Raw genomic sequence first — 5965 nt, 5'->3', positions numbered from 1 at the left:
GCCCGGGGCTTCCCGCCGCGCGGCCGACTATCACCCCCCCCGGGCCGGGCGCGGGGACCTGCTCGGGGCCCGCGCGCGCGGCGTTCCGCGCCCGAAGGGGGAGTGGACCACTACGCACACGTGCTTCGACCGACGACAGATTCTGTCCCTGGCGTGAGGGCCGGAAGGCGGTGTTTTTCGGTCGGAATGGTGGGCCGCCGACCACCGCCCGGCACAGAAGGTCATATCCGAGTCACTGAAGAGGGAGCAACAGCTATCCGAAGTCGCGCCCGCTCGGCAGCCACCGACTTGCCTGCGCCGGCGTGATGCGTGCTGCGTCGACATACCAGAGCCGGTTCTCGCTGTCCCATCGGGCGCCGAGAAGTCTCTTCGCTTCTTCTTTTTCGGCGATCGGGACAGCAAGGTACAGGCGACCGTCTATGACATGCCCGGCCGCGATGTTGTCGTTCTCAGGCGTCGAATTCCCGTTCGGGCGGGTTCGGCTCGTGGGTGGAGTGCTCGATTCCCGAAAGATGTTCCTGGCGGCTCGTTCTTTTCTGGCGCGTTCGATCACACGGCTGACGCGAGCACACGATGCCGGATCGGTGAATCGCATCATCAGGTCGGTGGGGCCGGTATTGGCCAGCAGATTGAGAGAACCGTGCCACAGAACGGTTCCGTCGATGATGAGTACTTTTTCGTGCATTCGCTCACGGAACTCGACCTCGCAGCCGGCGGAACGCAGTTCCTCGATCCGTTTTCGGTGACGATCGGCCCCGACAGCATCACGTTGTTCGTCGATGGTCCTCGTGTAGATGACGACCCGTACACCTGCCCGCACGCGTTCAGTGAGCACTGTCGACCACTTCTTCACAGGACCTGGATCGAGGAAGGGGCAATAGAGTTCGATGTTCGTGGACGATCGAGCGATGTCCCATCGCACTGCATTCGTGACCTCATCCGCCGGAAAAAATGCGGGTCGCCGGAGTTCTTCCTCGGAGAGCTCGGAGAGCTGGGCCGCCTCACGGATGGGGACGAGCTGGTCGGCGGATATCACTTGCGCGTGGGCTTCGAGGTGATCGATCATGATGCGGGCCTCGCTGCCCTGCGGTAGATGTTGCCGCAAATGGTCCAGGTCGGCTACCACGACGAGATGATCCTGCGCGCGACTGAGTGCCACGTTGAGAAGCCTGCACGTGTTGGAGGCGAGTCCGGTACTCGTGTAGAAGTAGCCGGGATCCTTGCCCGCTCCGGCAGCGGTGTCGAAAATGATGATCGGACGCTGGCTGCCCTGGAACCGATGTATCGTGTCGACCAGTCCCTCGTATTCATTGCCGAAGCGGTATTTCAAGCTGGTCTGCAACGCCCGGACCTGAGCCCGGTATGGAGCGATGACGGCAAGCCGATCGGTGGCGTGATGACCACGCGCTATCTCCGATGCCTGCCATTTCCTGCCAGGAAGCACGTCCTCGTACTGCAGGCCTCGAACGAGCTCATGGACCACTGCCTCGTTCACAGTGTTGGCCCGCTTGTCGGGACCAGGGATACGTTGCCGCGAGGTGTCGACGAGTATCAACGGGGTATCGACCAACGGATTGGCGGGAATCCTGCTGCCGTCGCCGCGCCCCGTCTTCAGCGGCGCGTCGGGATATGCGACGGCGTTCACGAGGTTGCATATCGGCTCGCGCATACGGTACTGCGTATCAAGCGATACCAGTCTCGCATCGGAACGTAGTGTTCCCGATTCGGTGACCAGGCCGGCCGCGCGAAAGGGGTCACGGGAACCCCACAGACGGGAATGTTTGCGGTCGTCTTCGCCGGCCTGCCGATCGTTGTCGGCCTTGGTGACCGCCGGCAGCTGCCGGAAATCTCCCGCAATGACCACGCGCTTCTGGGCGAGGCCGGCAGCAAGCCAGGCAGATGGAAGATCGACCATCCCCGCTTCGTCGATGACGACGACATCGACGCGCTCCAGCAAAGCGCGCGATTGAACGGCCCTGGCGACGGTGGTTCCCAGAACCCGGCACCGGCCGCGGACAGTGTGCCGAATCCTGGCGCGCTGCTGGTTCAACTCGTCGAGCTGTCCCCGCAACTCACCACTTCGCTGTCCGAGCGTTGCGAACGGTTCCAGGGTCTCGAGTTTCGACGTCAGCTCGTTCAGCCGCCGGGTCGCCTCGGCTACGTCTGATGCGGCACGAGACGCCACGGTCTCCGCGGCTTGTCGCTGTCGCGCCGCCTGCTGCTTCCGTCCCTCCACATCGGCATGTTCGATCCGTAGTGCGTTGATTCGTGCCGCCCTGCGTTGGGCGAACAGACCTTTCGGTTCCTCAGCTCGGACCAACCTCTGCTGGAGATGGTGGGCATCGGCGCGGGCCTTCGAGAGCGCATTGTCCGCTTCGATTCGCGCGGAATCGGCGTCCGCCAGCGCATCACGCGCATTCGCAAGGCAGCTCTCCAGCTCCGCAGCCTGCTTGTAGAGGCCGATCTGTTCCTGAGCTTTCCTGAGCGCGTCCGTCGATCGAATTATCGCTTCGTCCAGCTCTGCGGCCACCCTGGCGACGATCTGTTCGGTATCGATGGCCGGACCGTACCGATCACGAAGAGACTCCACCTCGATATCGCCCGCGCGTTGAACCATACCTTGCGAGAACCCTGTCTCATCAACGAGCAGATCACAGATTCTCTCGAGTGCTTGGTCTACCGCAACCCGGGTCGGTGCGAGAAAAAGCACGTTGTGGCCTTGCCTGACGTTACCTTCCACGATGTGGCCGACCACATCTGTTTTTCCGGTCCCGGGAGGCCCCCAGAGGAACAGGACCTCGCTGGCCAGCGACTGCCGGACGGCGATCCTCTGCCGTGCGTTCAACCGGAGCGTCGCCCAATTCGCAACCCAGCGTCCTGGGTTGTCCTCATAGCCGATCCGGGGTTCGCCGCGACCGACGATCCAGCCGGACGACTGGAGACGAATCGCATCATCACCATCAGCCGCCGACTCGAGGCGCTCGGCCACGATCGCCAATCGGGCCGAATCATCCCTCCGAAGCCGCATGTTTCGTATGGATTGCCCCAGGTCGATCTCGGTGATCAGACGCACCTTGCCGTCCGGCAGTCGTGACGCCTCCGCCTGCGTCCATCGCCCGCGTGAGGTCGACGCTCGAACCAGCACCGGGCTACCGTCCAGCGATTCATCCCACTTCGCACAGGTGAACAGGTACTCGTGGCGTCCGGCAACCGACGCGACCAGCCTGCCGTTCGCAAGGGACACCTTGGGCGCATCACCCCCGTCGGAGCGCTGCTCCGCGACGATCTCCAACCGCACGGCTTCCAGCAGCTCCGTCACCGGGTACGGCCTTCTGGTCTTGCTCACGCTGACCCCCCTGAGGTCTGTGACCAGTCGCGTACTTTCTCCAGCAGCCTGCGCGCAACTGGGCTCGGTGCACAGCATCGACAAGTGACCATAGCAGCCAGCATGCATCCGGCGGCTCGTACTGGACGCGAATAGCGCTGTACGAGAACATATTACGGCTCACCATCGACAAACCATGACAGGCGAGCACGGCCCTGAACCCGTGACAGGTCGACGGTTCACGTCACCGTAGGTCAGTGGACTGACCTGGCGGCAAGTTCATCAACGGGGATCGGGGAGCGTGGGCGACAGCAAGGCCCGTTGTGCCTGCAACATCACGCCCCGGACTCCACAGCGCTCAGCCCGGAAGCGGATCAGGCTGCTCGAGCAGGCGTATCGAGCGGATGCCTTGTTCGATGCTCACCGCGACTATCCCGAGTCCGGGTATCGGTTCTGTTCGATGGAGCAGCCACGGCGGGCGATCGTGCCTTGCGTTCTCACGCGATGGCCGGTTCGATGGCGCGGGTCGGTGCCTGCGGGACATCGCCGGGATGTTGTGTCCGAAGGGGGACTTGAACCCCCACGCCCTTTACGGGCACTAGCACCTCAAGCTAGCGCGTCTGCCATTCCGCCACCCGGACTCGCGGTATTCGGTTGTGCCGCCCGGTGGGCGGTGCGTCAAGATCATAGACAGTGTTGCCGGGGGAATGCCAAATCGCCGTCTCCGGGCCGGGTGGTCAGGCCTCGGGGAAGGTCAGGAATTCGGCGGGGGAGCGACGCGGGGTCGGCTCGTGCGGCGTGTCCTCCGGCGCGATGCCGACCCGCAGGACGATCTGCGGAATGCCTTCGCGCCCGGCCAGATCCGCCACGATGCGGCGGGTCGCCTCCGTCTCGGTGATATGGGTCAGCGGGCAGGTGGACAGGCCGGAGGCGGTGCACTCGAGCAGGATCGCCGACAGCGCCTCGCCGGCGTGCAGCCACGAATAGGGGGTGTCGCCCGCCGTGCTCAGCACCAGCAGGGCGGCCTGGTCCTTCAGGTCGGCGCGCCTGCTCGATCCGCCGTGGGCGGGGAAGCTGCGGCCCGCGGGCACCCGCGCGGCCTCTTCCGGCGAGGCCAGGGCGTCGGCGGGGATGCCGTGCGGGGCGTGCTCGTGGCCGGTCCACCAGCGCAGCTCGGCCTGGTAGGGCATGTCGTAGTGGCGCAGGGCGGTGGTGTGCTCGGCCGCGCCCGCCAGCTTCTCCGGGGCGGTCTCGTCGAGGACGGCGACGGTGACCTCGTGTGGGTCGGCGAGTTTGCGCGCGGTGTGCGCGAGGGTGATCGGATCGTCCGGCGGCAACAGCGGCAAACGATCGGTCCAGCGTCGGCCGATCGCCTCGGCGCGCGCCCTGACCCCGGGCGGTGGGTCCGGCCAGGGCCGGAAGGTGAGGGTGGCGAGGTGGCCTTGCCGTCCCGACGAGGGGAACCGGTCGATCTCGGTGCGCCAGCCGGCGGCGGCGAAGGCGGTGCGGGCGTGGTGCAGTACGGCGCCGCAGCTGATGAGCAGCTGCCTGCCGTGCGGGTCGGCGGCGGGCAGGTGGCGTTCGTCGTCACGGAACAGGCGCAGCTCGCCCGCGGCGAACTCCCACCGCCACGGCTGGGTGTTGTGGATCGACGGCGCGCGCGAGGCGCGGCCGAGCACGGCCGTGACGGTGGGCTGGTCGGGGGCCTGCACTTGTGCGCGCTCAGCGGTCATAGACCAAGTGTGGTCCTCCCGCGATGGTCTGAACAGGGGAAATCGACGAATTCCCCGACCTCGTCCGCGACCGGGCGGCCCGGATCCCGGTGGCCGACGGCCCTTGCGGACCCGCCTGTTCAGTGATCGTGGGCGATGAGAACCGGGCAATGCGCGCGCTGGATCATGGCGTGCGCGGTGGAGCCGAGCGGCAGGCCGGGGAACCCGCCTCGGCCGCGCGCGCCGACCACGAGCAGCTGCGCGGTCTTCGACCACAGCAGGAGGTGATGGCGCGCTCCGCAGCGGTAGACGTGCTGTTCGACGGTCACCTCGGGATATTTCTCCCGCCAGGCGGCCAGGCCCTCGTTCAGCAGTCGCAGCGCGGCGGCCTCGGTCTCCGGCGGGATGTCGTCGAGCGCCTCGTCCAGCTCCCCGAACGGCAGATCGCTCCAGGCGTGCACGGCCACCAGCGGGCAACCGCGTTCGCTCGCCTCGGCGAAGGCCGCCGCCACGGCGCGATAACCGGCCAGCCCGCCCCGGTGATCGGCGTCCACGCCGACGACCACCGGGCCGGTGCGGTCGTCGCGGCGGCTGAACTCGGCGTCGCGGACCACCACCACCTCGCCCTTGGCGTGACCGGTGACCGCGGGCAGTGTCGCGCCGAGATGGCAGGCCGCGCCGCCGGTGCCGGTGGCGCCGAGGACGAGCAGGTGGGCGGCGGGCGACTGGCCGATCAGGGCCCGCGCCGCGCCGCCGTCGAGCAGGGCGGTGTCGATCTCCGCCTCCGGCGCGACCCGCCGGGCGACCGCCGCCGCGCTCACCAGCCGCACCACCCAGCGCACGCCCACCCCGCGGCAGGCCACCGCGCCGCGAACGGTGAGCACGTCGTGGGCGGTGTCGCTACATCGCGACATAACCACCATCAGCC

Annotated in this window: 3 protein-coding genes and 1 tRNA gene; all 4 read right to left on the bottom strand. The window is 66.9% G+C overall.

What is annotated here, in order from left to right; all coding sequences use genetic code 11:
* Positions 1 to 253: 253 nt before the first annotated feature.
* The gene (locus QH283_RS05355; RefSeq protein WP_280501900.1) at positions 254 to 3346 is read right to left on the bottom strand and encodes an AAA domain-containing protein; all 3093 of its coding nucleotides are present in this window, start codon (positions 3344 to 3346) and stop codon (positions 254 to 256) included.
* A gap of 536 nt (positions 3347 to 3882) precedes the next feature.
* A tRNA-Leu gene (locus QH283_RS05350) sits at positions 3883 to 3966 on the bottom strand.
* Positions 3967 to 4062: 96 nt separating this feature from the next.
* Positions 4063 to 5058, bottom strand: a complete 996-nt coding sequence (locus tag QH283_RS05345) for an Acg family FMN-binding oxidoreductase (protein WP_280501899.1) — start codon at positions 5056 to 5058, stop codon at positions 4063 to 4065.
* A gap of 119 nt (positions 5059 to 5177) precedes the next feature.
* Positions 5178 to 5965: universal stress protein (locus tag QH283_RS05340; RefSeq protein ID WP_280501898.1), on the bottom strand; the 788-nt coding region annotated here is incomplete at its 5' end.

Source organism: Nocardia farcinica, assembly GCF_029867845.1.
Taxonomy (GTDB): domain Bacteria; phylum Actinomycetota; class Actinomycetes; order Mycobacteriales; family Mycobacteriaceae; genus Nocardia; species Nocardia farcinica_A.
The sequence above is the reverse complement of the archived record's forward strand: the minus strand, read 5'-3'. Positions and strand labels throughout refer to the sequence as shown.

Bases quoted from the DNA above. Each gene is read 5' to 3' on its own strand.
- QH283_RS05345 (WP_280501899.1), bottom strand. From the start codon at position 5,058: ATGACCGCTGAGCGCGCACAAGTGCAGGCCCCCGACCAGCCCACCGTC.